General features: G+C 59.9%; 24 protein-coding genes, 1 tRNA gene and 1 pseudogene. 11 read left to right on the forward strand and 15 right to left on the reverse strand.

All coding sequences use genetic code 11. From position 1 onward, the window contains the following. The coding region (locus KDL09_RS06795) for a DUF1552 domain-containing protein (protein ID WP_294383022.1) at nt 1-1,035 on the forward strand (1,035 nt) is incomplete at its 5' end. Between the two features lie 25 nt (nt 1,036-1,060). Here the strand turns inward: KDL09_RS06795 and KDL09_RS06800 are convergent. The 7 genes from KDL09_RS06800 to KDL09_RS06830 form a co-directional block, all read right to left on the reverse strand. Beyond that, nucleotides 1,061-2,602 (reverse strand): hypothetical protein, encoded by a 1,542-nt coding sequence (locus KDL09_RS06800; RefSeq protein WP_294383024.1) that lies wholly within the window; start codon nt 2,600-2,602, stop codon nt 1,061-1,063. A gap of 22 nt (nt 2,603-2,624) precedes the next feature. Further along, nucleotides 2,625-3,530 (reverse strand): hypothetical protein, encoded by a 906-nt coding sequence (locus KDL09_RS06805; RefSeq protein WP_294383026.1) that lies wholly within the window; start codon nt 3,528-3,530, stop codon nt 2,625-2,627. 30 nt (nt 3,531-3,560) lie between these two features. After that, the gene (locus KDL09_RS06810) at nt 3,561-4,991 is read right to left on the reverse strand and encodes a MotA/TolQ/ExbB proton channel family protein (protein WP_294383028.1); all 1,431 of its coding nucleotides are present in this window, start codon (nt 4,989-4,991) and stop codon (nt 3,561-3,563) included. 143 nt (nt 4,992-5,134) lie between these two features. Continuing rightward, nucleotides 5,135-5,980: a signal recognition particle-docking protein FtsY gene (gene ftsY, locus KDL09_RS06815; RefSeq protein ID WP_294383030.1), complete on the reverse strand. Its 846-nt coding sequence runs from the start codon at nt 5,978-5,980 to the stop codon at nt 5,135-5,137. A gap of 8 nt (nt 5,981-5,988) precedes the next feature. Beyond that, nucleotides 5,989-6,429, reverse strand: a complete 441-nt coding sequence (nusB, locus tag KDL09_RS06820; protein ID WP_294383033.1) for a transcription antitermination factor NusB — start codon at nt 6,427-6,429, stop codon at nt 5,989-5,991. 4 nt (nt 6,430-6,433) lie between these two features. Beyond that, nucleotides 6,434-6,937 (reverse strand): 6,7-dimethyl-8-ribityllumazine synthase, encoded by a 504-nt coding sequence (ribH, locus tag KDL09_RS06825; protein ID WP_294383035.1) that lies wholly within the window; start codon nt 6,935-6,937, stop codon nt 6,434-6,436. Between the two features lie 4 nt (nt 6,938-6,941). Next, nucleotides 6,942-8,156: a bifunctional 3,4-dihydroxy-2-butanone-4-phosphate synthase/GTP cyclohydrolase II gene (locus KDL09_RS06830; protein WP_294383037.1), complete on the reverse strand. Its 1,215-nt coding sequence runs from the start codon at nt 8,154-8,156 to the stop codon at nt 6,942-6,944. A 175-nt stretch (nt 8,157-8,331) separates the two neighbouring features. Here KDL09_RS06830 and hprK point away from each other — a divergent pair, with 175 nt between their 5' ends. Next, nucleotides 8,332-9,258, forward strand: a complete 927-nt coding sequence (gene hprK / locus KDL09_RS06835) for an HPr(Ser) kinase/phosphatase (RefSeq protein WP_294383039.1) — start codon at nt 8,332-8,334, stop codon at nt 9,256-9,258. A gap of 21 nt (nt 9,259-9,279) precedes the next feature. Next, nucleotides 9,280-9,552: an HPr family phosphocarrier protein gene (locus tag KDL09_RS06840; protein WP_294383041.1), complete on the forward strand. Its 273-nt coding sequence runs from the start codon at nt 9,280-9,282 to the stop codon at nt 9,550-9,552. Nucleotides 9,553-9,566: 14 nt separating this feature from the next. On the opposite strand, the gene KDL09_RS06845 is transcribed toward KDL09_RS06840, so the two are convergent. From KDL09_RS06845 to KDL09_RS06870, 6 genes are all read right to left on the reverse strand, one after another. After that, nucleotides 9,567-9,821, reverse strand: coding sequence for a hypothetical protein (locus tag KDL09_RS06845; RefSeq protein WP_294383043.1), 255 nt, complete (start codon nt 9,819-9,821; stop codon nt 9,567-9,569). Nucleotides 9,822-9,922: 101 nt separating this feature from the next. After that, a complete protein-coding gene (gene rpsI / locus KDL09_RS06850) occupies nt 9,923-10,315 on the reverse strand; it encodes a 30S ribosomal protein S9 (protein ID WP_294383044.1) in 393 nt (130 codons plus the stop codon). Nucleotides 10,316-10,339: 24 nt separating this feature from the next. Further along, entirely contained in the window at nt 10,340-10,771 is a 432-nt protein-coding gene (gene rplM / locus KDL09_RS06855; protein WP_294383046.1) for a 50S ribosomal protein L13, read from the reverse strand. A gap of 135 nt (nt 10,772-10,906) precedes the next feature. Beyond that, nucleotides 10,907-11,767: an alpha/beta hydrolase-fold protein gene (locus tag KDL09_RS06860; protein ID WP_294383048.1), complete on the reverse strand. Its 861-nt coding sequence runs from the start codon at nt 11,765-11,767 to the stop codon at nt 10,907-10,909. Between the two features lie 82 nt (nt 11,768-11,849). After that, nucleotides 11,850-15,062, reverse strand: a complete 3,213-nt coding sequence (gene secA / locus KDL09_RS06865) for a preprotein translocase subunit SecA (RefSeq protein WP_294383050.1) — start codon at nt 15,060-15,062, stop codon at nt 11,850-11,852. A 99-nt stretch (nt 15,063-15,161) separates the two neighbouring features. Beyond that, on the reverse strand, nt 15,162-15,404 hold the full coding sequence (locus KDL09_RS06870) for a hypothetical protein (RefSeq protein WP_294383052.1): 243 nt from the start codon (nt 15,402-15,404) through the stop codon (nt 15,162-15,164). Nucleotides 15,405-15,546: 142 nt separating this feature from the next. Here KDL09_RS06870 and KDL09_RS06875 point away from each other — a divergent pair, with 142 nt between their 5' ends. Next, nucleotides 15,547-17,862 carry a hypothetical protein gene (locus tag KDL09_RS06875; protein ID WP_294383054.1) on the forward strand — a complete coding sequence of 772 codons (2,316 nt, stop codon included), beginning with the start codon at nt 15,547-15,549 and terminating at the stop codon, nt 17,860-17,862. Next, nucleotides 17,859-18,791 carry a C13 family peptidase gene (locus tag KDL09_RS06880; RefSeq protein ID WP_294383055.1) on the forward strand — a complete coding sequence of 311 codons (933 nt, stop codon included), beginning with the start codon at nt 17,859-17,861 and terminating at the stop codon, nt 18,789-18,791. Before KDL09_RS06875 ends, KDL09_RS06880 begins: the two co-directional genes overlap by 4 nt. On the opposite strand, the gene KDL09_RS06885 is transcribed toward KDL09_RS06880, so the two are convergent. After that, complete coding sequence (locus KDL09_RS06885; protein ID WP_294383057.1) at nt 18,758-19,606, reverse strand: aminotransferase class IV; 849 nt, start codon at nt 19,604-19,606, stop codon at nt 18,758-18,760. The genes KDL09_RS06880 and KDL09_RS06885 overlap by 34 nt on opposite strands. A gap of 96 nt (nt 19,607-19,702) precedes the next feature. On the opposite strand from KDL09_RS06885, the gene KDL09_RS06890 reads away from it, so the two are divergent. The 5 genes from KDL09_RS06890 (at nt 19,703) to KDL09_RS06910 (ending at nt 23,194) form a co-directional block, all read left to right on the forward strand. After that, nucleotides 19,703-19,777, forward strand: a tRNA-Gly gene (locus KDL09_RS06890). 36 nt (nt 19,778-19,813) lie between these two features. Next, complete coding sequence (locus KDL09_RS06895; protein ID WP_294383059.1) at nt 19,814-20,671, forward strand: 50S ribosomal protein L11 methyltransferase; 858 nt, start codon at nt 19,814-19,816, stop codon at nt 20,669-20,671. Between the two features lie 101 nt (nt 20,672-20,772). Further along, complete coding sequence (locus tag KDL09_RS06900; RefSeq protein WP_294383060.1) at nt 20,773-21,747, forward strand: MBL fold metallo-hydrolase; 975 nt, start codon at nt 20,773-20,775, stop codon at nt 21,745-21,747. After that, nucleotides 21,748-22,284, forward strand: coding sequence for a dihydrofolate reductase (locus tag KDL09_RS06905; protein WP_294383062.1), 537 nt, complete (start codon nt 21,748-21,750; stop codon nt 22,282-22,284). Between the two features lie 49 nt (nt 22,285-22,333). Next, nucleotides 22,334-23,194: a hypothetical protein gene (locus KDL09_RS06910; protein ID WP_294383064.1), complete on the forward strand. Its 861-nt coding sequence runs from the start codon at nt 22,334-22,336 to the stop codon at nt 23,192-23,194. A gap of 6 nt (nt 23,195-23,200) precedes the next feature. On the opposite strand, the gene KDL09_RS06915 is transcribed toward KDL09_RS06910, so the two are convergent. After that, nucleotides 23,201-24,556, reverse strand: coding sequence for a DUF1501 domain-containing protein (locus KDL09_RS06915; protein WP_294383066.1), 1,356 nt, complete (start codon nt 24,554-24,556; stop codon nt 23,201-23,203). Between the two features lie 339 nt (nt 24,557-24,895). Between KDL09_RS06915 and KDL09_RS06920 the strand changes: the two are divergent. Beyond that, nucleotides 24,896-26,136 (forward strand): annotated as a pseudogene (locus tag KDL09_RS06920) (hypothetical protein); the annotation flags it as partial.

Here is a 26,136-nt window from a genome sequence, read left to right on the forward strand (position 1 = left end):
GACAGTCACATGCGCGGCATGAGCTGCCTGCTGACCTGCGACGAGCTCATGAAGGGCAACATCATGGGTGGTGGTGGCAATCCCGCCGGATGGGCCAGCAACATCTCCATCGACCAGGAGCTGAAGAACTTCCTGCAAAGCCGCGCCGAGACCAAAACGCGCTTTGGCTCGCTGGAGTTCGGCGTCGCCGTGCCGGAACGTGCCGATCCGTGGACGCGCATGTCCTATGCCGGCGCAAACCAGCCCGTGGCCCCGATTGATGATCCGCATCAGATTCTGAAGAAGGTCTACGGCCGCATGAAGGACAAGGAGAGCCTCGTGAGCATTCTGGACGATGTGCGCGATGACTTGAAGCGCGTCTCCTCAAAGCTCAGCGCCCGCGATAAAGCACTGCTGGACCAGCATATGACGCTGGTGCGCAGCATGGAGCAGGACCTCGCCGAAGCGGACAAACAGGGCAAGCTCCTGCATCCCGTGCCGGACGTCGATCCCAGCATCGAACTGGTGAACGACAACACGCCACAGATCAGCCGTATTCAGATTGACCTGCTCGTCAACTCGCTCGCCAATGACATGGCCCGCATCGGCACGCTGCAATACATGCGCAGCGTGGGCATGGCGCAGATGCGCTGGCTTGGCATTCAGGAAGGTCATCACAGCCTCTCGCACGATCCGGACGACAAGAAGGACAGCTACGAGAAGCTCATGAAGATCAACACCTGGTTCGCCGGTGAGTTTGCCTACCTTGCCAAACGTCTGGCGGAGACGCCGGAACCCACCGGTGAAGGCAACATGCTGGACAACACGCTACTGGTTTGGACGAACGAACTCGGCAAGGGCAACAGCCACACGCTCGACAACATCCCCTACGTCATGATCGGCGGCGGCTTTGGCTTCAAGATGGGCCGTAGCCTGCAGTTCGACAAGGCCGCGCACAACCGCCTGTGGATGTCCGTCGCACACGCGATGGGCCACGACTTGAAGACCTTCGGCAAAAAAGAGCTGTGCGAGGGCGGTGCACTGAATCTGGCGTGACCCGGACGAAAGCAGCTCGAACCGATCAATCCAGCGAGCGTTTCGGCGGTGCGATGCTGACAGCAGCCCCGGCACCCGGTTTGCGGACAGCGCTCTGAGCAAGGCGCTGGACCTCGTAGCCTGGAATATTGAGCGTGAGATCGAGCTTGGACAGGAACTCCCAAGTGGCAGGCACACCAACTTCGTCAGCCAGCCTGCGCGCCTCGAGATAGGCCTCAAACGCATCAGGCATCACCTGGAAAACCGCGACGCCATTCGGGTCCGCTTTGATATCACGCATGAGGCGGATGTAGGCGGAGTTAGGCTGTTTCATGGCGTCCAGCGTTTCGCCGCCGCCGCCTTTGGGCGTCAGGGCGAGTTGTACGGAACTGGAAGCCGGGCTGGTCCTGGCCTCGAACGCGTAGGAGCCGGCAAGCAACGGGTTGGCGGCTGCGCGTTGAATCAGGGAGGTGATTCGTGCCGGATCGTAAATCGTTCGCGCTTTGGAGGCGTCTTCGATGCTCTTGATTTTGCCGAGGTCACGGAAGTAATCGGTGACATCCTTGGGGGTGGCCTTCACGACCTGGCTGTTGCTTCCCCAGGAGAAAGTGATCTTGCCACCAGCGGCGCTGGCCTGGATGACGGGTTTCGCCGGATCGCGAGAAGGATCGAGTTTGATCCAAAGGCTCAAATCTCCCTTTGCAGCAGCAGCGACGGCCTCGGCAACCACCGGCAGGGTCTGGCGGGTCGGCACAGCAATGTCGGCCAGGGCGGCGAGCAACTGCTTCGTTGGCGTGATTCCGGCGGCAGCGAGCGCTTTGTAGCCTTCCGCCAGGTGTTCCATCTGCACGTGCTTGGCCAGGGGGGAGATTTCCGGCCAGGCTTTTTGCGCATTGGCAGGAGAACCGAGAATGGCCTCGAGCAACTTGGCAAAGGGGGCGTATTCGACCTTCTGAAGCTCAAGTTGCGAACGAACTTTCTCCATGCCGTCGAGGATTGGATCCAGGAACTTGGTCTGATTGAAGGTGATCACTCCCTGCTTCGCCACGAGAACACGGGTCTCGACCGGCTTTTCCGGGTAAGGACGAGGATTCGGCAGGCGGACATAGGTCGGGGGCGGTGGCTTGAACACCGGCGTCTCATCCAGCAGCGCCTTGAGGCGTTCCACCTCGGCCAGCAGCTTGTCGGTCTCTGCCTTGTTGAGATCACGCTCCTTTCTCCGCTCTTCGAGCTGCTTCTTGAAGACGTCGAGGTCCATGAATTTCATCTTGGCCTGCATCTCGGAGGTATCGATCGTCTTGAGCTGTTCGATCGCCTTCTTCATGTCGGCCTCGGCCTGTTTCTGATCCTCTTCGAGCTTCTTCGGATCCGCGGGCGGCGGAGGCAGTTGTTTGACCTGCTCCACAATCTTCTGGTACTCCTCAGGCGTAACTGGCGGCAACTCGGAGAGGATCTTCTGCACGACGCGCGCGGTATTCAGCGCCATGACGACGAAAACGATCATGAGCACGCCGACCACGTTGGTCACGGCGTCCATGAGGGAGTCGAGATTGAGTTCGGAGTCACCGCCTGCTTTTTTCTTCGCCATCGTCGTGAGGGGGTGGAGGGTTTTACTTGGACTTGGGAGGCTCGGGCGCCTTCGTGCCATCGGCGGGTGCCGGAGGAGGCGGAGGCGGTATCTTGCCGCGGTATTTGTCGAACATCGCGAGATCAAGCACGCCTTTCCCCGGAATGGGCAGCTTGCCGACCCGGATGTTATAGTCGTTGGCGGCACGTCCAGCACCGTTGTTGAAGGCCCCCTGCCCGTCATCACGAATCAAGAACAGGAGCAACGCCTTCGGGTTCTTGGCGATTTCGCTGAGGAAGTGGTTGTACGGGACATTGGCCACCACGACCTCGGCTGTGGCGCTGAGCCGGTAGTCCTCTCCCCAGGCCCCAAGAATCTTCAAACCGCCACCGGCGGCCTCCACGAAATAAACCTTCGAATCCTCGGCCATTCCACTGCCGGAGGGCTGAACGATCACTGGTGGAATCTTTTTGTCCGGCGGCACCTGGCGTTTTTTGATCTCGGCCATGAGCGCCTCGATCTCCTTCTTGCTCTCGGCCTGCTGCTTTTTCATGCCTTCGATTTCCAGCAGCAGATCATCCAGCTCCTTCTGCATCTGCTGGCTGATTTTCAGGTTGGCGTCCTGAATGTCCTTGGAAGTGCTGAGGAGTTTGCGCAGCTTGATGAACTGCTGCTGTTTCTCCTCGATTGCTTTTTGCAGCTTTTCCAGAGTTGCAAGCTTCTCCTTGAGCACGACGTCGAGCTCCTTGCGCTCCTCGATCTCCTTCTTGAGCTTGATGTAGTCCTGGGCGCGCTGGATTTCTTCCGGCGACCGGCCCTCGGCCTTGCCCATCTGGGAGATGACAAGCACGACGATCATCAGCACAAGCGCCCCAATGAGGCAGGCCAGAATGCTGAGGAACGGGAAGAGGGACACCTCTCCTTCTCCTGATGCTCGGCGCTTTGCCATGATGTGTGCGTATAAGGGGTTGGGCGGCGGTTATTCGCGGCTGAACCAGCCCTTCTTTTTCACTTGGTGGATGAGGATCTGCTTGCCACCGAGTTCGGAAAGCAGCGTGTTCAGACTCTGAATGCCGCTCGAGAGCGCACGTGTGTAATCGGTGGTGGTTTTGACACTGTCCTTCACCGCATTGGTGAGATCATCGCGCATGCGATTGAGCGCGGCGGCGAATTCGGCGTCCACACGCTCCTGATGCGCGGTCGCACGTCTGTCGAGGTTGTCGGCCTGCTCCTTCACCTGTTTGGAGAGCGCGTTGAGATCCACGAGGAACTCCTTCTGCGAAGTGGCCACCGCTTTGACGAGCGTGTCCATGATGCCATTGGTGTCGCCCCCGGCCACACCGCCGCCGTCATTGAGACGCGGCATGAGCACTTCATTGCAGAAGGCGTCGATGTTGTTGAGGTTGTCGTCCTCGGCCTTGGAAACGGCGTTCATCGGGAAATTGAGGAACATGGCCAGCACGAGACCGAGAAGCGTGGTGTCGAACGCGGTTCCGAGACCGCTGGTGACCTTGCCGAGCGATCCCATCACCTTGGAGATGTCGTCGACCTGAAGATCGATGCTGCCGATGGCGGTGGACAGACCCAACACGGTACCGATGAAACCCAGAATCGGAATCGCCCACAAGAATACTTTGATCAGCGAGAAGCTGCCGCCGATGCGGGAACCATCGATGTCCGACTGGGCGCTCATCATGCTGCTGACCTCACCGTTGTTCTGACGGATTTCGAAAAGCTCGAGTCCCTTGCGGATGCGGTTCACCATCATGCTGTCACGCAGGCGGCCGGGCAGGCTGTAGAGATGATCAATGAAATGACCGACGTTCTCACGATTGATCTCACCACCGAGTTCGGCAGGAAGCACGTCGAGAAACATCGCGTCCTTCTGGTGGCGCAGTTTCTGAATCTTGAGATAGATCAGCCCGATCGCCCAGAAGAAGAAGAAGGTCTCGGTGTAGTTCACCCAGGTGCGCTCAAGGAACAGATCATGGAGATAATCCATCGTGTTCTGAGGCGGCGTGCCTGGAGCGCCTTTACCAAAGGGGAACATGATGCCGAACCAGGCCAGTGACGCCACGGCACCGATAGCAAGAGCAAGCCAGGGATTTGGGTTCGCCGGATCGGTCTCTTCCCAGCCACCGCGTTCCTTGGGCTGATACGACGAGCTGGCAGACTGCTGCTCCGGAGCCGATGCACCGTGCTCATACTCCGTGCCGAAAGCATCACCCGAGGGGGGGGGCGGCGTGACGCCGGAAGGAGCAGGCAATCCTGATGGTGGAGGCAGAGAGGCGGGCGTCAGGGTGGCCGGAATGCTCAGCTTGGTGTTGCAGCCGGGGCAGCGGACGACTTTGCCTGCCATTTCCGGCTCGGCCTTGAGCTGCATGTCACATGAGGGGCATTTGAACTTCACGATTTATTTCCTCCAGATTTGAGATTGAAAATGGGATCGTACACTACGTAGCGGATGACACCAACACGCCAACTGATTTCTTGGGATGTTTCTCGCGTCGGTGATTTTATGACATATCACACAACCTCACGGGCGACAAAAGCTCACAGAAGCTCTTCAACAAACCGCCTCGGGTCGAACGGCTGAAAATCTTCCACGCTTTCACCAAGTCCGATGTACCGGGTGGGCACGGAGAGTTCCTGCTGAATCGCGACGAGAACTCCGCCTTTTCCGCTGCCGTCGAGCTTGGTGACGATGACACCGGTGAGAGGGATGGCCTTGTTGAACTCCCGGGCCTGCTGCAGGGCATTGGAACCGGTGGTGGCATCGCAGACCAGAAGCACTTCATGCGGCGAGTCAGCGTCCTTGCGCCCGAGAATCCGGTGAATCTTCTTCAGTTCCTCCATCAGATTGTGCTTGGTGTGCAGTCTTCCGGCGGTGTCGCAGATGAGAAAGTCAGCCTGGGTTTTGAGCGCCATCTCGTAGCCTTCAAAGCACACCGAGGCGGGATCGCCATTCGGCGGACCTTTGACAAGGGGAATGTTCAGACGCTCGGACCACACAGTCAGCTGCTCCACAGCAGCCGCACGAAAGGTGTCCGCGGCCGCGAGGACAACCTTGTGGCCACGCTGATGAAGAATGTTCGCGAGCTTTGCGGTGCTGGTCGTTTTGCCAGTGCCGTTCACTCCGACAATCAGCAGCACCTTGGGCTTACCGGCGATGGGTTCAATGGCAGGAACAGTCTCTGGCAGAATCTTGCGCACGTGCTCTCTGGCCACCTGCACGATATCCGCACCGTGGAGCGTGCGCTGGCGCGACTTGAGGTCATTGACGATTTGCAGGGCCAGGCGAGGACCGAGATCACCCGAAATCAGGGATGCTTCCAATTCATCCCAATCGATGTCGGGCTTGGTGAAACGTTGAAGGAGGGATTTGAAGAAACCGGCCATCGTGAAAACTAGGAAACATGAGGGGCGGGCGCCGATGCCCCAGGCTTGCGCAACGACTTGGCAAGTTTGTCGAGAACGCCGTTAACAAACGAACCGGACTCGCCGGCGCTGAGAGCCTTGGCGATGTCGATCGCTTCGTTCAAAATTACGGGCGTGGGAACCTCGGGGCAATACAGCAGTTCGTAGGAGGCAACTCGCAGAACATTGCGATCCACCGCCGCTAGCCGCTCGAAACTGAAATTCTCGAGCAGTTTCGAAATGCCGGAATCGATCTGTTCCTGATGGGAGAGAACCCCTTGAATCAGGTTTTCAGCAAAAGCACGTGTTGAGGTCTTGGCGCTGTGCAGCGTCCAAAACACCTCGGCGTCTTCGGGTTTGGATTCCCCCTGAAGATCACGGGCAAACAAAAATTGGATGGCGGCCTCTCGGCCTTCGCGACGTCGTCCCATGTGATTAAGCGTGGTCAATGGGTTCGCCGGCAAAGCTGGCCTTCATTTTGCCGAACAGGTTGATCATTTTGACGCAGGTCTGCGCAGCCTCGGTGCCGCGATTGATGGTGGCGCCTAGACAGCGCTCCTCCGCCTGCTCTTCGCTGTTCACCAGCAGCACCTCATGAATCACGGGAATGCAATGCCTGACTGCCATTTGCTGCAACGCATCCGTGACAGAGGCACCCACGAGATCTGCGTGCTCGGTCGAACCGCGGATGATGACTCCCAACGTCATCACGGCGTCTGGCGCGCTGCCCCGCAGAACATGCTCGACGCAAACCGGTATCTCGAAAGCGCCCGGAACACGGTAAACATCAACCGAGGCATTCGGGGCAATGATCTCAATTTCTTCTTTGGCCGCATTCAGCAGCCCTTGGACAAACTGGTTGTTGTACAAGGATGCAACGATCGCGATGTTGATCGGCTCCTGGGTGGGACGTGGACGACTGGAAGCGTAGTTGGACATGAATCTAGAGTTTGTGCCCCATCTTTTTCTTCTTCGTCTCGAGATAGCGGGCGTTCTCGGGCTTGGGCGGAGATTTGACGGGAACCTGCTCGACGATTTCGAGTTTGTGTCCTTCGAGTCCGACAACCTTCCGCGGATTGTTGGTCATGAGCAGCAGTTTGCGCACACCGAGATCGGAGATGATCTGCGCTCCGATGCCGTAGTCACGAAGATCCATCGGGAACCCAAGCTTCAGATTGGCCTCAACCGTGTCGAAGCCCTGCTCTTGAAGCTTGTAGGCCATGATTTTGCCATGAAGACCGATGCCCCGTCCTTCATGGCCGCGCATGTAAACGATGACCCCCTTCCCCGCCGAGGCGATGTGCCTCATCGCCGCGTGGAGCTGGCTGCCGCAATCACATCGACGAGAGGAAAACACGTCGCCCGTCAGACACTCGCTATGAACACGCACCAAAACGGGCTCTTCAGGTGTGATGTCGCCCATGGCGAGTGCGACATGATGCACACCGTCGAGACTGCTCTTGTAGAGGTGCAGCTTGAAGGTACCGAAGTCGGTGGGCATGTCCACGACCTCGATCTTTTCGACCAGCCTCTCGCTGAGACGGCGGTGCGCGATCAGGTCGGCGATGCTGCACATCTTGAGATGATGCTTCTTCGCGAATTTCTTCAAGTGGGGAAGGCGCGCCATGGTGCCATCCGGGTTCATGATCTCGATGAGCACTCCGGCTTCCCGCAGTCCGGCGAGACGGGCGAGATCAACGGCCGCTTCGGTATGACCAGCGCGGCGCAGGACACCGCCGGGTTTGGCTACCAACGGGTTGATATGGCCGGGTTGCACAAGATCCTCCGGCTTGGTCTTTTCATCCGCCAGAAGACGGATGGTGCGTGTGCGATCAGCAGCGCTGATACCTGTCGATATCCCTTTCGCTGCATCGACGGTGACTGTGAAGTCGGTTCGGAAGGCCTCGCGGTTTTCCGGCACCATGCTCGCCAGGTTCAGACGTTCGGCGATCCCGAGCGAGACCGGAACGCAAAGCATGCCGCCGCCCTGCCGGACCATGAAGTTCACCATCTCCGCCGTAATCTTCTCGGCGGCGCAGATGAGGTCGCCTTCGTTTTCGCGATCTTCGTCATCGGTGACGATGACCATGCGACCATCGCGAATGTCTGCGAGAACAGACTCCACGGAGTCGAAAGCGGATTCCTTTTTGCGGGGCATGGGAGAGGTGAAAAAGAGCCAGTGCCGCGGACTGCGGCGTCAGGGGCGGATGACTTAGCCGGTTGGGGACTGTTTTCCAGTGCGAGTTGGTTTTTCGTTGCCGTCGCTGAGGGGCTTCGCGTAATGTCCCGCCATGCCTCCTCCGACCAAAGTCAAACGCCCGTCCTCGGTGACCGTGGGAGAATTCTTCAGCCTGAATGAAAAGCCGCTCAAGCTGAAGCTGATCGGCAGTGATGCGGGATTCGCCCGCAAGATCAGTGAACCCTCTGTGAACCGTCCCGGACTGGCCTTGTCGGGTTTTTTCACCTACTTCGCGTACAAACGGGTCCAGGTCATCGGCAACTCGGAGCACTCGTTCCTCGAAGGTCTGGACCCAAAGCTGCGCGCGGCGCGCTTTAGCCAGCTATGCTCGTGGGACATTCCCTGCATCGTGGTGGCACGCAGCCACCGGATCAGTGAAGAGCTGATCGAGATCGCGAACAGCGCAGGCATCTCGGTGTTTCAGACGAGCATGATGACCATGAAGTTCCTCAACGCAGCCACCATCAAGCTGGAGTGGGCCTTTGCCCCCACCCTGCTCGTTCACGGTTGCCTTGTGGATGTTCAAGGCTTGGGCGTTTTGATTCAAGGCGACAGTGGCTGCGGCAAAAGCGAAAGCGTGATCGGCCTGCTCCAGCGCGGTGCCAGCCTGGTGGCAGACGATGCCGTGCGGCTGCGGCTGATCGAGGATCGCGAAGTGATCGGGTCAGCCCCGGACATCACCCGCGGGATGATCGAAATCCGGGGGCTGGGCATTCTCAATGTCGCGGCGCTGTTCGGCGTCAGCGCAGTGCGGCTGAGCAAGCGGCTGGATTTGATTGTGGAACTCGTACGCGGCACCAAAACCGAAGACCTTGAGCGGGTCGGTGTAGAAGCGGACACCCGTGACATCATGGGATTGAAGGTCGGACGTGTGGCGCTGCCAGTGGAACCGGGACGCGACGTGGCCGGTCTGATCGAACTGGCGGCCATCAATTTCAAACTGCGCACTTTCGGCTACAACAGCGCGGTCGAGTTTGACCAAAGATTGTTGAAAAAGATGACGGATGATCAATTAGGTTAACCGCAGCGCCACCCGACCACCATGAGCATTCAAAAAGAACTCACGATCCGCAACAAAATGGGGATGCATGCACGCCCTGCGGCGCAGTTCGTGAAGCGCGCCAGCAAGTATCAGTGCGACGTTTGGGTGGAGAAGGACGACGAGCCCGTAAACGGCAAGAGCATCATGGGCCTGATGATGCTGGCGGCGGGACGCGGCGAGACGATCAAGATCATCGCCGAAGGCAATGATGCAGAAGCTGCCGTGGCCGATCTCGAAGAACTGGTCACCTCCGGCTTTGGCGACGTTGAATAAGAACCGATTGCAGGTCACTTCTTCGGCTCAGGTACACCAGGAGACACGCGAATCTCGGCGGCCTCCTCTGAACTTGGCGGTGGTGTCTCCTTGAGCATCTCGAGCATCATCGTCCCGATGAGGTAGATCAGCCCCCCTCCTATGCCCGCACCAATGGCAATGAACCGGCGCTGCCAGACGTGTTCACGATCGATGGCGTACCAGAAACGCATGCACAAGAGCATCCACAAGATGCTGCCGCCAAGAACAAGGAGATGACCGGTGCTCATAGGGCAGTTTGGAACGTGTTTCCTCCGCCAGCGACAAGAAAAACAAAACCCCGCACAGGGCGGGGCTTTGCACACATGTCGAGCTGAAAAAACTGAGCGGATTAACGCTTGGAGAACTGGAAGCGCTTACGGGCGCCTGGACGGCCGGGCTTCTTACGTTCCTTGGCGCGGGAGTCACGGGTCAGGAGACCGTTTTCCTTGAGCACCGGACGAAGCTCAGGATTCACGCTGATCAGTGCGCGGGCAATGCCAAGACGAACAGCGCCCACCTGGCCGGTGGAACCACCACCACTGGCGTTCACCTTGAAATCATAGGTCTGACGGGAGTTCGTAAGGGCCAGCGGGAACAGAATCTGATTCTGAAGTGCAACCGTCGGGAAGTATTCTTCGAAGTCACGCCCGTTGACGGTGATGCTGCCGGAACCTTCAAGGATGAAGACGCGGGCGATGGCGGTCTTGCGACGGCCGGTGGCGGTTTTGAGAGGCTTGCTCATGCGATAGGTGACGATGGGAAAAGATTAGGCGACGGAGAAGGGCTTTGGATTCTGCGCCTCATGCGGATGCTCGGCACCACCGTAGATCTTGAGCTTGCCCATGACGGCGCGGCCCAGACGATTGTGGGGGACCATGCCCTTCACAGCGCGCTCAACGAGGAGCTCCGGACGGCGGGCGCGGACGCGCTCGACGTTTTCCACCTTCTGGTTCCCGACGTAGCCGGCCTTGGAGGTGTAAATCTTCTGCTGTTCCTTCTTGCCGCTGAGACGGACTTCGGCCGCGTTCAGAACGACCACAAAATCACCGGTGTCCACATGCGGGGTGAAGGTGGGCTTGGTCTTGCCGCGCAGGAGATTGGCGGCGGCGACGGCGACGTCTCCAAGAATCTGGTTCTTGGCGTCGATGACCCACCATGTGGGGGTGTGCTCCTGGGCTTTAGCTGAAAACGTCTTCATTGAGTGCTGTGTACGAAAGGATCCTCCGATTGGGGAAGAAGGGGCCGCGATGGTAGGGGGAATGACCGGGGTGTCAAGGTCGAAAACCAAGTTGTTCACAGCGAAAGTTGGCACAGCCTCCTGCTCCCGGCCCGGCTACCTCCTCCACAGCCATTTCATTGCCTCGGGAAACAGGCTGGCACCGTGTTTGCTGTTGTGTGCCCCGTCGCCAAACGTGAAGGTGAAGTCGTATTTCTGGTAGGCCAGCGCTCTGGCCATCTGCTGGTTGGCGATGGGCCAGTTGCCAAAGGGATTGTCGAGGTCGCTGCTGCCGTCCTGCAGGTAGATGCGCAATGGCTTGCGCTCGGTGAGGCGGATGAGGGAGGGATAGACGTGGCCGCCGGCGAGGTCGACGTAGCTGCCGATGGTGGAGAAGACCTTGCGAAACTTGTCCGGCCGTTCCCAGGCGACGGTGAAGGCGCAGATGGCGCCGCTGCTGGCTCCGGCGATGGCCCAGCCTTCGGGATCATCGGTCAGCTTGTAGTCCTTCTGCACTTGCGGGATGATCTCTTCGAGAAGGAAGCGGGCATAGACGTCGCCGAGGGTGTTGTATTCCTTGCCGCGGTTGTTGTTCTTCCAGGCACTGGGCGGCTTGGTGGCGCCGCTGTGGCCGGGATTGATGAAGATGGCGATGATGGGCGGCATGTCGCCGCTGGCGATGAGATTGTCGAACACGACGGGCACGCGCCACGCGCCCTTCACCCCGACGTAGTCATGGCCGTCCTGAAAGACCATGAGGTTCGCCGGTTGTTCGGGTTTGTATTGCGCCGGGACATAGATCCACCAGTCGCGCGTGGTGCCGGGATAGATCGTCGATGCATGCGCAGGCATGGCGATGACCTTGCCCTTCGGCACGCCGGGATTCTCCTGCGAGAGCGGACCGAGCTTGTAGTCATCGACCGCGTGAGCGGACACGATCAACGCAGCGAGAAGGACAGGGAGGAGGTGGGCGGTCATGCTGGCGCATCATGCGAAAACGCTGCACGAGCGTCAAGAACGATGCGGGTGGGAGCCGCTGGCGGTGACAGCGGGGTCTCCGTCACGCCAGGCGCCCGCAGCACTGCTTGAACTTCTTGCCGCTGCCGCACGGACACGGGTCATTTCGTCCGACCTTGGGCAGTTCGGGTTTCGGCTTGTTCACCGCACTCGGCAAAATGAGGCGTGGGCCGCTTTTACCGGGATCGGCTGGGGTGTCGCTTTCCTCTTTCTGCTCACGCTCCTGCGGCTGGCTGGCTGCACCCTGCTGGGCCGCCATCTGGGCAAGGAACTGCTCGAACGCGGCGAGCTGCTGCGTGCTGCGGAAGAGATTGCCCAGGACCTCGCCGTTGATGTTGTTCATCAGTTCCGCAAAGATCGTGAAGGCCTCTTGCTTGAACTCGATGAGCGGATCCTTCTGGCCGTAGGTGCGCAGGCTGACGCCTTCCTTCAAGGCATCGAGCGCATACAAGTGCTCCTGCCACAGGCGGTCGATTGCATTGAGCAGGATCATCTTCTCGATCTCCTGCAACGCGGTCGGATTGGCGTTGCCGACCTTCACTTCGTAGGCGCCAAGAATCTTATCTTTCAGGAAAGCGGACTTGGCGTCGAAATCGAGCGCCTTGAAATCGGCATCGAAAGAACGCAGCCCAATCGGGAACATCGTGTTCACCCATTGCAGCAGACCGTCGTAGTCGGCCTCGGCATCATCCTTGATGTCTTTCGACACAAAGGCGCCAAGGCGTTCGGTGATGCCCTTTTCCACCGCCTCGTTGATGAGGATGCGCGTATCGTTGCTGTTGAGCACGTCGTTGCGCCATTCATAGACGACCTCGCGCTGCTGGTTCATCACGTCGTCGTATTCGAGCACACGCTTGCGCCAGACGTAGTTGCGCTGTTCCACGCGCTTCTGCGCGGTCTCCACGCTGCGATTGAGCCAGGGATGCTGGAGTTCCTCGCCCTCCTTCATGCCGAAGCGCTCCATCATCTTCGTCATGCGCTCGGCGGCGCCGAAGTTGCGCATGAGGTCGTCTTCGAAGCTGAGGAAGAATTTGCTCTCCCCCGGATCGCCCTGACGGGCGGAACGACCGCGCAACTGGCGATCCACGCGGCGGGATTCATGACGCTCGGTGGCGAGCACGAAGAGGCCGCCGAGTTCGGCGACACCTTCGCCGAGTTTAATGTCGGTGCCACGACCGGCCATGTTGGTGGAGATGGTCACGGCGGCGCGATGACCGGCGCGGGCGACAATCTCGGCCTCCTGGCGATGGTACTTCGCGTTGAGCACGTTGTGCGTGATCTTTTGCAGCTTGAGCATGCGTGAGACCATTTCCGAAGCCTCGACGCTGGCAGTGCCGACGAGCACGGGCTGGCCCTTGGCATTGAGTTCACGGATCAGGTCGATCACGGCAGTGAACTTCTCGCGGCGGGTTTTGTAAATGCTGTCGTTGTGATCCTTGCGCTTCACCGGACGGTTCGTCGGGATGGTGAGCACATCGAGATTGTAGATGTCATGAAACTCGGCCGCGTCGGTTTCCGCGGTGCCGGTCATGCCGCCGAGCTTTTGATACAGGCGGAAGTAGTTCTGAATCGTGATCGTGGCGAGCGTCTGCGTCTCGGCGTCGATCTGCACACCTTCCTTCGCTTCGACGGCCTGATGCAAACCGTCGCTCCAGCGGCGTCCGGCCATCTTGCGGCCCGTCTGCGCATCCACGATGACGACCTTGTTCTCTTCAACGACGTACTCCACGTCCTTCTCGTAAAGGCAGAAAGCGCGCAGGAGCTGGCTGATCTGATGAATGCGCTGCCCCTGATGCGAGAGGCGGTCCTGCATCTCGCTCTTCTTGCGCTGACGGGCGTCTTCGGAGAGCGATGTGTCACCGTCGATCTCGGAGTAGACGGTCGCGATGTCCGGCAACACGAAGGCGTCCGGCTCGTCCGGACTGAGGAAATTGCGGCCCATCTCGGTGAGATCGGCGTCGTGGGATTTCTCCTCGATGAAGTAATAGAGCTCTTCCTTGAGCTTGAAGAACTCGACCTTCTGCGTGTCGGCGTAGAGCGAAAGCTCCGCTTTCTCCATCGCGCGCCGCAAATCCGGATCTTCCATGCAGCGCATGAGGGCGCGGTTCTTCGGCTGCCCCATGTGAACTTGGAACAGCTTCAAGCCCGCCTGCTCCAAGTGACCGGCAGCGGCGGCCTCCTTGGCGTCGGTGATCAGACGGTTGCACAGCGTGTTCTGACGGCGCACGAGCTGCTCCACCAGCGGCTTGTAGCGTTCGTATTGATGATTGCTTTCCGCAGCCATGACGGGGCCGCTGATGATGAGCGGTGTGCGCGCTTCATCGATGAGGACGGAGTCCACTTCGTCCACGATGGCGAAATAATGACCGCGCTGCACCTGCTGCTCCTTGCTGGAGGCCATGCCGTTGTCGCGCAGGTAGTCGAAGCCGAACTCGCTGTTCGTGCCGTAGGTGATGTCCGTCTGATACTGCTCCCGGCGGATGTGGCTCGGCTGGTCGTTTTGAATGCAGCCGACCGTGAGGCCGAGGAACTTGTACAAGCTGCCCATCCACTCGCTGTCACGACGGGCGAGGTAGTCGTTCACCGTGATGACGTGCACACCGCGACCCGTTAGGGCGTTCAGGTAAACAGGCAGGGTTCCGACGAGCGTCTTCCCTTCCCCCGTGGCCATTTCCGCAATCATGCCGCGATGCAGGGCGATGCCGCCAACAAGCTGCACGTCGAAGTGAACCATGTTCCAACCCAGCGGCTGGTCACAGACGATGATCTCTCGACCGCACATGCGGCGGGCGGCGTTTTTGACCACGGCGTAGGCTTCCGGCAGGATGTCGTTGAGCATCTTCTGCTCGATGGCGGCGAAATCCGGCTGGATTTCATTCCAGGCTTCGCGGGCGCGATCGATACGCGCTTTTTTGTCATCCAACCCCGCGCCACGCCAGGCCGCAGACGCCAGGTAATCATTCTCCAAGGCCGGGAAATACGACTTCAATGCGGCGAAGTATTTCTCCACCGACTCCAGGCAGGCATCCACGGCGGCTTCATCCGCAATGCGCAGGCCGACACCGCCAAGGAAAGGTGGCGTGTGAAAGGCGCGGAATTGTGACTGCCATTTCTGGGTGCGCTCACGCAGCGCCTCCTCCGGTTCATTTTGAAGCTGGGCTTCGATGCGGTTGATCTCGGCCGCCACGGGCATGAGCTTGCGCACCGTGCGCTGGTTCTTGGTGCCGATGATTTTTTTGATGATCCAGTTGAACATGGGAGAATGAAATACGACACGCGGCGCACAATGGCCGGGTCAGGGGGAGGCCGAATGTGGCGGATGTCAGGCTTCGCGCAAGGACTCAAACAGCCGGGGTCACCGAAGCACCACGTCCTTCACCCGCCGCGGGATCATGGCATTGCGCACGACATCCGGCTGCACGCTGCGCAGAAAATCGAGCAGAATCACCGGAGATTCGACGATCATCCGCTCGATCTGGTCGCGCCGGTGAGTCCAGCGCGAGTTGCGGTGCAGATAGTCGAGGTCGGCGAGAATCTCATCGACATCACCCTCGCTGAAACCGGCGAGCTGAAACGCATAAGGATCGATAAGGGGCATGGCGGCGGGCGTTGGAAACGTGCTGATAGAATCGAGAATGCACGTTCCGACAAGCGCTTCCGGATTCAATTTTGGCAACGAAAAGAATTGCGGTTGGTTGTGATGTAGCTTTTCGCCGCACAACAACGTTTACTGGCAGCTCATGCCCCGCATCCTCTGGCAAAACACAGACATCACCTGGCTCGCCGCCTTGGTGGTCGTATTTGTCCTCGCGCTCCTATGGGTGGGATATCGGCGCTCGCCGCTGCGTGGCTGGCGCAAGCTCGCGGCCATCACATGCAAGCTAGGCGCACTCGCCTTGCTGGCGCTGTGTCTGCTCGACCCGCTGTGGACGCGGCAGCAGCCGAAAAAGGGAGAGAACGAAGTCATCGTGCTGGTGGACACAAGTGCCTCCCTCGACACGGCGGAGAAAGCCGGCGAGCCGACTCGTGCCGCGCAAGTGACGTCCGCCGTGAAATCGAGTGATGAAGACGCGGCGTGGATCAAAGGCCTGAGCGAAGATTTCCGACTGCGCTTAATGACTGCCGACTCACAAACAACGAGTGTTCCGCATTTCCGCGCGCTGAACTTCGACGGCTCAAGGTCTGACCTTTGCCGCACGCTCATGACCCTGCGCAGTGGCGGATCCAATCTCGCGGCCGTGGTGCTGATCAGTGACGGCAACGCCACCGACGCCCCGGTGTGGAAGGCGGAGGCGAAGGGCGCGCCCGTTTTCACTGTGCTGGCCGGCAAAAACACACCCACACCCGACCTCGCACTGCTGGATGCCACGGTGGCCACGAGCCCGTTTGAAGACGCACCGATCACCATCACCTCAAGAGTTGCCGCGCACGGACTGAACGGCAAGCAGGCCACGCTCTCCGCGCTGGATGAACAGGGCAAGGCGGTCGTGACTGAAAAGGTCACCTTCAACGGCGACTCGCCACAGACCGTGCGCCTGCGAATCCCGGTGGCAAAGCCGGGCGTGTCATTTCACAAACTCGAACTCAAGGCCGAGGGCGTCAAAGAAGCCACTCTGGCGAACAACACGCGTCTCATGGAGGCCGACCGTGGTTCGGGCCCCTATCGCGTGCTCTACGTCGCGGGCCGGCCGAACTGGGAGTACAAATTCCTCCGCCGGGCAATCGCGGCAGATGATGACATTCAGATGCCGAGCCTCGTGCGCATCGCCAAACGCGAACCCAAGTTTGAATGGCGCGGACGAGCCGGGGAAAGCGTGAACCCGCTGTTTCGCGGCTTTGGGGCCAAAGAGGGCGAGGAAGCGCAGCGTTACGACCAGCCCGTTTTGATCCGACTGGGAACGCGTGACGGCAAGGAGCTCAGCGACGGCTTCCCCAAATCCGCCGAGGACCTGTTCAGCGAGTATCGTGCGATCATCATCGACGATCTCGAAGCCGCGTTCTTCACGCAGGAGCAGATGAATCTCGTCGAGCGTTTTGTCAGCGAGCGCGGCGGTGCACTGCTCATGCTGGGGGGACAGGAATGCTATCAGGCCGGCGGCTATGATCACACTCCGATCGGGCGCATGCTGCCTGTGTACCTTGACCGCACAACCACGACGGGACCGATGCTGGATGCACGCTTCAATTTGACCCGCGAAGGCTGGCTCGAGTCATGGATGCGGCTGCGCACCGACCGCGAGGACGACGAGAAGCGCCTGAGTTCGATGCCTGCATTCTTTTCGATCAATCAGACCTTCTCGATCAAACCCGGCGCCAGCATCCTGGCGACGGTGTCGGATGCTTCGCAAACCGCCGTGCCGGCGATCGTCTCCCAACGATTCGGCGAAGGCCGCGTGGGCAGCGTCCTGGTGGCCGATCTCTGGCGCTGGGGCATGAACGATGCGGAGTCACGCAAGGACATGGAGCGCGCCTGGCGGCAGCTCATGCGCTGGCTCGTTGTCGATGTGGCCGACAGCATCACGTTCAACGCTGAAACGGATCCCGCCGACCGCGAACGCGTGAAGCTGTCCGTGCGTGTGCGAGACCGAGCCTTCAAGGCGCATGGCGATGCTCTGGTAAAAGTCGAAGTCACGCAGCCTGATGGCAAAAAATCCCAGCTCTTCGCCGAACCCAGCCTGAAGGAGGCCGGACTGTTTGAAACTGAGTTCTTCTCAGCGAACTCCGGCAACTACCGCGCTGTCGCAAGCGTCGAAGACACCGAAAAGCGCACGCCCCTCGGCACCAAGGCCACAGGCTGGACCTACGGCCCGCAAGCCGACGAATTCAGCCGTTTGGAGCCCGACAAAGCCTTCATGAAACGCATCGCCGTCGAAACTGGCGGTGAAATGATCACACTCGACGACGTCGCCCGACTGCCGGAGATGCTCAAGAACATCCGCGTGCCGGTCGAAGTCACGCTTTCGACGCCGCTCTGGCATTCTCCGTGGGTGTTTCTGGCGCTGCTGCTGCTGCTCGGCGCCGAGTGGTTTTTCAGACGCACGGGAGGCATGGCATGAGATCACTGATTTTCTTTCTGCTGACACTCACCCTTCATGCGGCACCGCGCGCATTGGATGTTGTGATCGTAAGAGGAGCGGACGGCGCCGAAGAATATGAGAAGAAATTCTCAGCGCAGGTGGATGCCTGGACTTCAGCCTGCTCGAAGGCGGGAATCGCTCCGGAAGTTTTGCGCGGTGAGAAAACAACCGCCGAGCTCGAACATCGTATCGCCCGGGCGAACCCAGAGCGCTCTCTGTGGCTCGTGCTCATCGGCCATGGCACCTTCGACGGGCGCGAGGCCATGTTCAGCGCCGAAGGACCGGACTTTGACGCAAAGCAGCTCTCCGGCTGGCTCAAGCCGCTGAAACAGGAAGTGGCGGTCATTCACACCGCTTCGGCCAGCGGAGGCTTTTTAAAATCGCTCTCGGGCAAAAACCGTGTCGTCATCACTTCGACCAAAAGCCCGGACGAGGTGTTCTATGCACGTTTCGGCGAGCACTTTGCCGAGGCGATCGGCGGACTGGCGGATGCGGATCTGGATCAGGACAAACAGGTCTCTCTGCTCGAAGCCTTCCGCCATGCCAGCAAGGCCGTGGCAGCGTTTTACGAGAATGAAGGCAGACTGGCCACGGAACATGCGCTCATCGACGACAACGGCGACGGCATCGGCACGCGCAGCGAAATCTTTGGACTGGATGTCCCCGTCGCGGCGGGAACATCCATTGATGGTGAACGCGCCGCACAGATGGTGCTGGTGCTGAGCAAAGAGGAACAACAACTTACGGATGCGCAACGCGCGAAACGCGACGCCTTGGAACGCGATTTGAAAACGTTGAAGGATCAACGGGCCAAGCTCGGTGAAGACGTCTATTACTCCAAACTCGAAGAGCTGCTGCGCAAACTCGACGAGGTTTACGGATCATCCCTGCCTGCCACGAAGTCTTGAAACGCCTTCATGACGCGTTGCGTCATGACACCGGAAACGCCCGGCATTTCGCGTTGATCGATTCTCGCCAGCGGATGCACGTCTCGTGTGCTCGAGGTGAGAAACGCCTCGTCGCAGGAGGTCAGGACACTGACGGGCAGCTCTGTTTCCTCCACGGTAACACCAGCAGCCGCACATGCCTCCAACGCAAGCGCACGCGTGACTCCAGCGAGACAGCCGGAGCTGAGCGGTGGCGTTTGCACACGACCATTCACAACCACGAACACATTGGAGCCCGTGCCTTCGCACAACTCTCCTCTGGTGTTGGCCAGCAACGCCTCTCCGGCGCCCGATGCATGCGCGCGGGCCAAGGCGCGAACGTTTTCCGCATACGAAATGGATTTGATGCCCGCGAGCGCCCCACGCTCGTTGCGCACCCAGGGCACGACCACGACGCTCTCCGTGGGCGGCCACGGCTTGAGCGACGTCGCGACGACGGTCATCGTGGGAGCTGAATCACCGCGGTCAGATCCGAGTGGTCCGTCTCCGCTGGTGATTGTGATGCGGACCCGCGCGTCATCGAGGTTGTTGGCACGCATGATTTCACGCATCGCCTGCAGACAGGTTTCGAAGGCTGGTGCTGGGATGCTCATCGCCTCGCATGAAGCACAGAGCCGCTTCCAATGGCGTGTGGGAGTGAAGGGATTGCCCCTGCGGGCCACCAGCGTTTCAAACACACCATCCCCCACGATGAAACCATGATCGAATGGGGAGATGCGCGCCTCAGCCGTGCTGGCGATGCGGCCGTTGATCCAGATGTTCGCGGGAAGATTCACACGGGCATCATGCCCTGAATGAAATCATTCTCAACAGACGCAACTTTGCGCTTGCGCGATTAAAGGTCTGCGCCACTATCCCGCCCTCAAGTTTTTGCGGGTGTAGCTCAGTGGTAGAGCACTTCCTTGCCAAGGAAGATGTCGCGCGTTCGAATCGCGTCACCCGCTCCATCTCTCACAGAGAGATTTCTTCCTCACGAGTGCCTCATGTTTGTCTGGTCCAAACTTTCCTCTGCACGTTCGGCTGATGACTGGGAGGAATGCTTCGCGGGAATCGAAAACGCCACGCCTGTCATCACCAGCTACCCCAACCGTAAGACGATCCGCGTCGAAGTCTATTGCGGGTCGCAGAAACAGGCGAACGCCATTCAAAAGCAGTTCGGCGGCAGCGTGGCCCGCTTGAAGCCGCAGAACTGGGCAGCGCACGCCTCGCAGACTCCGCCACCAGTCAAAGTGCGCGAAACATTTGTCATCTGCGCAGCCAAGACACCGGCGGAGGTTAAGAAAGCCCGCGAGTCCTTTCCCAACCGCGAAATCATCGCCGTGCCGGCCGACATGGCCTTCGGCACTGGGCATCATGCCACCACAGCCACCGTGCTTCGGTTGCTCGTGGATGCGGCGAAACCGCTGCAGTCCGCCGGTAAAGAATGGAGCATGGCCGATCTCGGCTGCGGCAGCGGCATCTTGGCCATCGCCGCCTCGAAACTCGGAGCCAGCCGTGTCTGGGGCTGTGACTACGACCCTGCCGCCGTGAAAATCTCCAAAGAGAATGCCACGCGCAATGACACGCCCAAGGTGCGTTTTTCGCAGATCGACGTGCTCCGATGGGAGCCGAAGCAGACTTGGGACATCGTGGCCGCAAACATCTTCCATGATGTGCTGGAGGCCGCCTTCCCGCAGATTCTTCGTTCCGTCGCTCCCGGGGGCATCCTGATGCTCTCCGGCATTCTCAACACCCAGGCCAAGGACTGCCTCGCGGCCGGGAAGCGTGCTGGATTCGTCGTCACGAAGGTCGTCACGAGAGGCAAATGGGTGACGGCCGTTGGCACGGTCAGGCGGAGCTGACCCCTTCCCCGGCCGAAACTGTGTTTTACCAACCCCACGCACTTAAGCCTTGAGTTTGAACGCATCGGTCCTTACACTTCGCCAGAGTTAAGCAGCCAATCATGCTCTTCGATCCCGCTTCCTCATCCGGCGGGGCTGGATTCACCAGCCCGCCAAAGAAGCGCGGCCTGCTCAAGAGAGCTCAGACCGAAGGAAATCGCATCGGCCTGCTGCCCACGGAAGGCTGGCGCAAGCGCAACATGCAGTTCCTCAACGAGGTGCTCATTCCCACGCTCCTCTCCCCCCGGCAGCCCGGCCAGAACTTCGGCCACCTTCCGGTCGCTGCGTCCAGTGAGATCGCCGTCACATGGCTCGGACATGCGGGCTTCTTTGCCCAGATCGGTGGTGTCAACATCGCCATCGATCCGAACTGGGCGCTCTGGCACGGCCCGGTGAAGCGCGTGCGCCACCCCAGCGTCTGGGCACATGACCTGCCCCCGATCGACCTCGTTCTGGTAACCCACGCTCACTACGACCACCTGCATCTCCCGAGTCTGCGCAAGCTCGCCGCCGCGCAGCCGATCATCGTTCCGGAAGGCGTTGGCAAAGTGGTAAAGAACTGCGGCTTCGGTCACATCGTGGAACTCAAAACCTGGCAGAGCGCCACGTTTCAAGATCTGCGCATCACCCTCACCCCCGCACGCCATTGGGGTGCGCGGATGATCCATGACACCCACCGGCAGTTTGGCGGCTTCTTGATCAAATCGCCGGAACGCTGCCTCTTTCACTGCGGCGACAGCGCCATGTTCGACGGCTTTCAGGAAATCGGCAAACGCGCCAGCATCGATCTCGCCCTCATGCCTATCGGCGCCTACGAAGCCCCCAGCGGGCGCCAAGTCCACATGAATCCCGAGGAGGCGCTGGACGCTTTTGAAATGATGGGCGCGCGTTCCATGGTGCCCATGCATCACGACACCTTCCCGCTCGGCGGCGAACCTCTTCATGAACCGGCCGAACGCCTCGTGAGGGCCGCCATTCAGCGCCAGATCGAGCATCGCGTCCGCCTGCTGCGCGAGGGTGAATCCGCGATTTACTGAGTGAGTTCGCGACCGTTGCTCACGCTGATCGCCGCCGTGTCTGCGGATGGCTTCATCTCTACCGGCAAAGGCGTGCCCTGGCACCTGCCATGCGATCAGGAGCACTTCCGCCACATCACCCGTGGCCAGTGGCTGCTCATCGGACGCACCACCTATGAGGAGATGGTCGGTTGGTTTCAGGACCATCACCCGCTGGTGCTGACGCGGGACAATTCATTTAAGCCAGCCGTGGGCCAGGCCGTTTCGAGCGTCCCCGAAGCTCTGCGAATTGCAGCGGAAGGCGGAGCCCAGGAGCTGTTTGTGTGTGGCGGCAGCGGAGCCTATGCCGCCGCCATTCCCTCGGCCGACCGGCTGGTTCTGACCCATGTGGCTTCCAATCTGTATAAGGGCGTCCCCTTCCCGACCTTTGAGCCTGCCGAGTGGGAGAGGGTGTCCCGCCAGGACTTTCCTGCCGACCTCACCCATCCCCATGCCCTCGCTTTTGCCACTTATGAGCGTCGCAGCACCACCAAAAAGCTCACCGGCAGCCCATTATAATAAATTCAAGATGAGCAAAATCGCCTTTGGGTGTATCTAAGACCCGCTGATGACCAATCAACCACAGTCTCAAACGGGCCGCGCTGTCGCTTTGCTTGCGATTGCCCTCCTGTTCGCCGGTTGCTCCGGCCTGAACACAGCCTCCACCACCACCGACAAGCCCCAGGCCGGGCAGAATGACGTGACTCTGGTGAAGTCTCCCACGGATCTAAGCTTTCTCCTGAGCATGAGCTTCGTGGAGGCCAAGAGCATCTCTCCCCAGCAGCTTGAGTTTCCGCCCTATCTCAAAATCGCCGCCGACTCCATTCAAGTCTTCAAGTATTCGGCGGACGGCAAGCCGCTCAAGGCGCGTGCGCGCGGCAAGGTGTTTATCGAGATGAATTTCAATGAGCCTGCCAAGGCGCTCTGCCAGGAGGCATTCATCACCGATGATGAAATCATTCTGCGTGGAACCCCCATCCTCCAGCGCGGTGGCAGCATGGTGGAAGGTCTCGACGAGAGCACCATTTTCTACCTCTTCGGCAGTTCCCTCCGCGTGATCGGCCTGCACAAGGTGAAGAACCAGACCGAGACAAACTCCCTTCTGCCTGCACTCGGCACCTGGGCTCAGGGTCCGAACCCGCTTCTGCCGCCTCTCTCGGAGAGCGATGTTCCCAACAACATCCGTGATGCCATGCAGCGTGCCGCCGAAGCCGAAATGCTGCACCAGAAGACCCGCGAACTCTACGGCCCCGCCACTGATGCACCACCTGCTCCTGCACCACCAGTGCAGCAGGAGCCGAGCAAGGCCAAGAGTACACCTCCTGCCACCGTGTCGAAGAAGAAGCCTCCAACGGTGGAAATCCGCCGCGCCGTTCCGAACAAGAAATCGTTCTGGAGCCGCTTCCGCACGGACAAAACACGCGCCTGAGTTCTCTCAGCCAACAATCGCCTGTGGCACGCGTCCGTGCACATCGGTAAGACGATAATCGCGTCCGGCATAGCGATACGTCAGCCGCTCGTGGTCCACGCCGAGTAGATGCAAGATCGTCGCATGGATGTCGTGCACGTGCATCTTGTCCACCGCCGCCTTGAAGCCGAACTCATCGCTCTCGCCGTAGGCCGTGCCGCCGTTTGCACCACCACCGGCGAAGAACATGCAGAAGCCGTGTGGATTGTGATCGCGACCGTTGCCGTTCTCGCTCACCGGCGTGCGGCCGAATTCACCGCCCCACACGATCAGCGTGTCGTCGAGCATGCCACGTTGTTTCAAGTCACCGATCAGCGCCGCGATCGGACGGTCGATGTCCGCCGCCAGCTTCCGCGTCGTCGTGTCGTGGTTCGAGTGTGAGTCCCATGGCTGACCGTTGCCATAGTACAACTGCACGAAGCGCACGCCGCGCTCCACCAACCGTCGCGCCATCAGGCAGCCGTTGGAGAAATGGCTCGTGCCATACATCTCGCGCACCTTCGCCGGCTCCAGGTTCACATCAAAGGCATCCGTGGCCGCGCTCTGCATGCGGAAGGCTGTCTCCATCGCCTGGATGCGTCCGTTCAATGCCACATCCGCACCGCCGCGTGCGGCGAGATGCTCTGCATTCAGTGCCTGCATCAGATTGAGCTGCTTGCGCTGATCCGCAGTGCTCAGCCGGCCGTTCGTCAGCCAAGGGATCATCTGCTTAGGATCCAGATTCGAGTGATTGATGTACACGCCCTGATGCTGCGCCGGCAGAAATGCACTGCTCCACAAAATCGAAAACCGCACCGGCTTGCCCGGGCACAGCACGACGAACGATGGCAGGTTCGCGTTCTCATTGCCCAATCCGTAGCTCAGCCACGATCCCATGCTCGGCACGCGCTCCGTCATCGTGCCGTTGTTCATCAGCAGCAGCGCCGGACCGTGATTCGGATTGTCGGTGTAGCAGGAACGCAGCACGCACAGGTCATCCGCATGCCGCGCGAGGTTCGGCAGCAGCTCGCTGATCTCCAGCCCGCTCTGCCCGTGCTTGGAATACGCATACGGCGAGGCCAGCAGCCCGCCGGTGGGCCGCTCCGTGCGCAGATCCGCGCCCTCAGGCTTCTGGCCCGCATACTTCGTCAGTCCCGGCTTCGGATCGAAAAAATCCGGCCCGAATGGCCCGCCGTTCATGAACAGATGAATCACCCGCTTCGCCTTCGGCAGGAAATGAGACCTCGGCCCCGCCTGCACCGCCGACGCCAGCCCCAACGCACCCAACCCACCGCCCATGCGGGTCAGCAGTTCACGACGTGAAAGCGCGGAGAGATCGGACATGCGAATCAGTACGCGCCGGCTGTGACGATGCTTGCTGGAAAGAGCCCTCCTGCTCCCACCAGTCGGAGCGCTGGGCGCGCCTGCTGGATATGAATTGAAAGTAGCTGATGACCCGGTTTGGCGCGTTGTTCCGCCCTACGTAACAAAACGCACCCTCAAACAAAAGAGCGTTGACGCCATGTGGGCAATCTGATTGAACAACGGACCTACGCAGTGCCTTTATCGAGCCATACTCTTCTTCGCCTGATCCTCGCCGGACTGATGACTCTAGTGCTGCCTGTGACGGCACAGATCCCCAACACCCTTTTGCATTCGGTGTTCGGGCCGCCTTCGACAGTCGTGCAAACAAGTGCCCAACTCGGTTACAGTGTGGCCATGGATGGGAACCTCATCGTGATGGGCGCGCCATACGACAATACCGGTGGCTTTAACGCCTGCGGTGTGGCCAAGGTGTTTGATGCGACGACCGGCGAACTGCTCCATGTGCTGGTCAATCCGGATCCCCAGAACATCGGCAATTTCGGCAAAGGCGTGGCCGTGTCTGGAACGCGTATCTGCATCGGTGCGCCTGGAAACGCGGCTGGAGGTCCTGTTTTGGGCAGGGTGTATGTCTATGATCTCGCGTCGGCCACGCCAACCCTGCCCGTTTTCACCCTCTCAAACAACACCTCCTACAGTGACTTTGGCAGGGTGGTCGCTATGTCCGGAACGCGCATCTGCATCGGTCTGCCGGGAACCCCTGGAGACTTAGGAGTGGTGCTGGTTTACGATCTTGAGAGCACGGCACAGGATCACTGGATCGGGCTCCTCAAATCAAATACTGTGACCGCCGGTGGGAACATGTTCGGCTCTGCCGTGGCGATCTCAGGCTATCGTGTCGTGGTGGGAGACTATCTCGACAAAAGCTACGGGCAGGAGGGGACAGCCTCGGTTTTCAACATCAGCGGTAGTTTCTTCAATGGACCACCAGCTGCCGCCGTTCTGCACAGGTCCACTGCGGTATCCGGGGATGCGTTTGGCTGGTCGGTGGGCATCGACGGGACACAGGTCGCGGTGGGGGCTGCCGGAGTCGATACCGGGGCCACCGACGCGGGCAGCGTCTATGTGTTTGATCTGAGCGGCGCCACTCCCGATCTGCCGATGGTCACCTTGAACAATCCAGTTCCAGCCAACGGAGATCAATTCGGTTATGCCGTGGCGGTGTCGGGATCACGCGTGGTGGTGGGCAAGCACCTGGGTGACACGGGTGCCGCGAATGCTGGAAGCGTCTATGTCTATGACATGGGCAGCGGGACGCCTGATGTACCGGTGGTTACGCTCGACAATCCCGGTCCGGCATCAGGAGAAAACTTCGGCTTTGCGGTGGCATCGTCAGGCACATGGGTGCTCGCGGGTGCTCCCGGGGAAAGCTCTGTGGCCAGTCTGGCAGGCGGCGGTTATGTGTACGACTTTGGCGGAACGCCGCCAACGGCCCCCGCATTCACCTTGAGCGATCCCGGAACTTTGGCCGGGGGACGTGCTGGGTTTTCAGTAGCTCTCTCCGGCACCCGTTTCGTCGTGGGAGTCCCCTATGAGGACGC

The sequence above is a fragment of the Prosthecobacter sp. genome, from assembly GCF_020439865.1.
Taxonomy (GTDB): domain Bacteria; phylum Verrucomicrobiota; class Verrucomicrobiia; order Verrucomicrobiales; family Verrucomicrobiaceae; genus Prosthecobacter.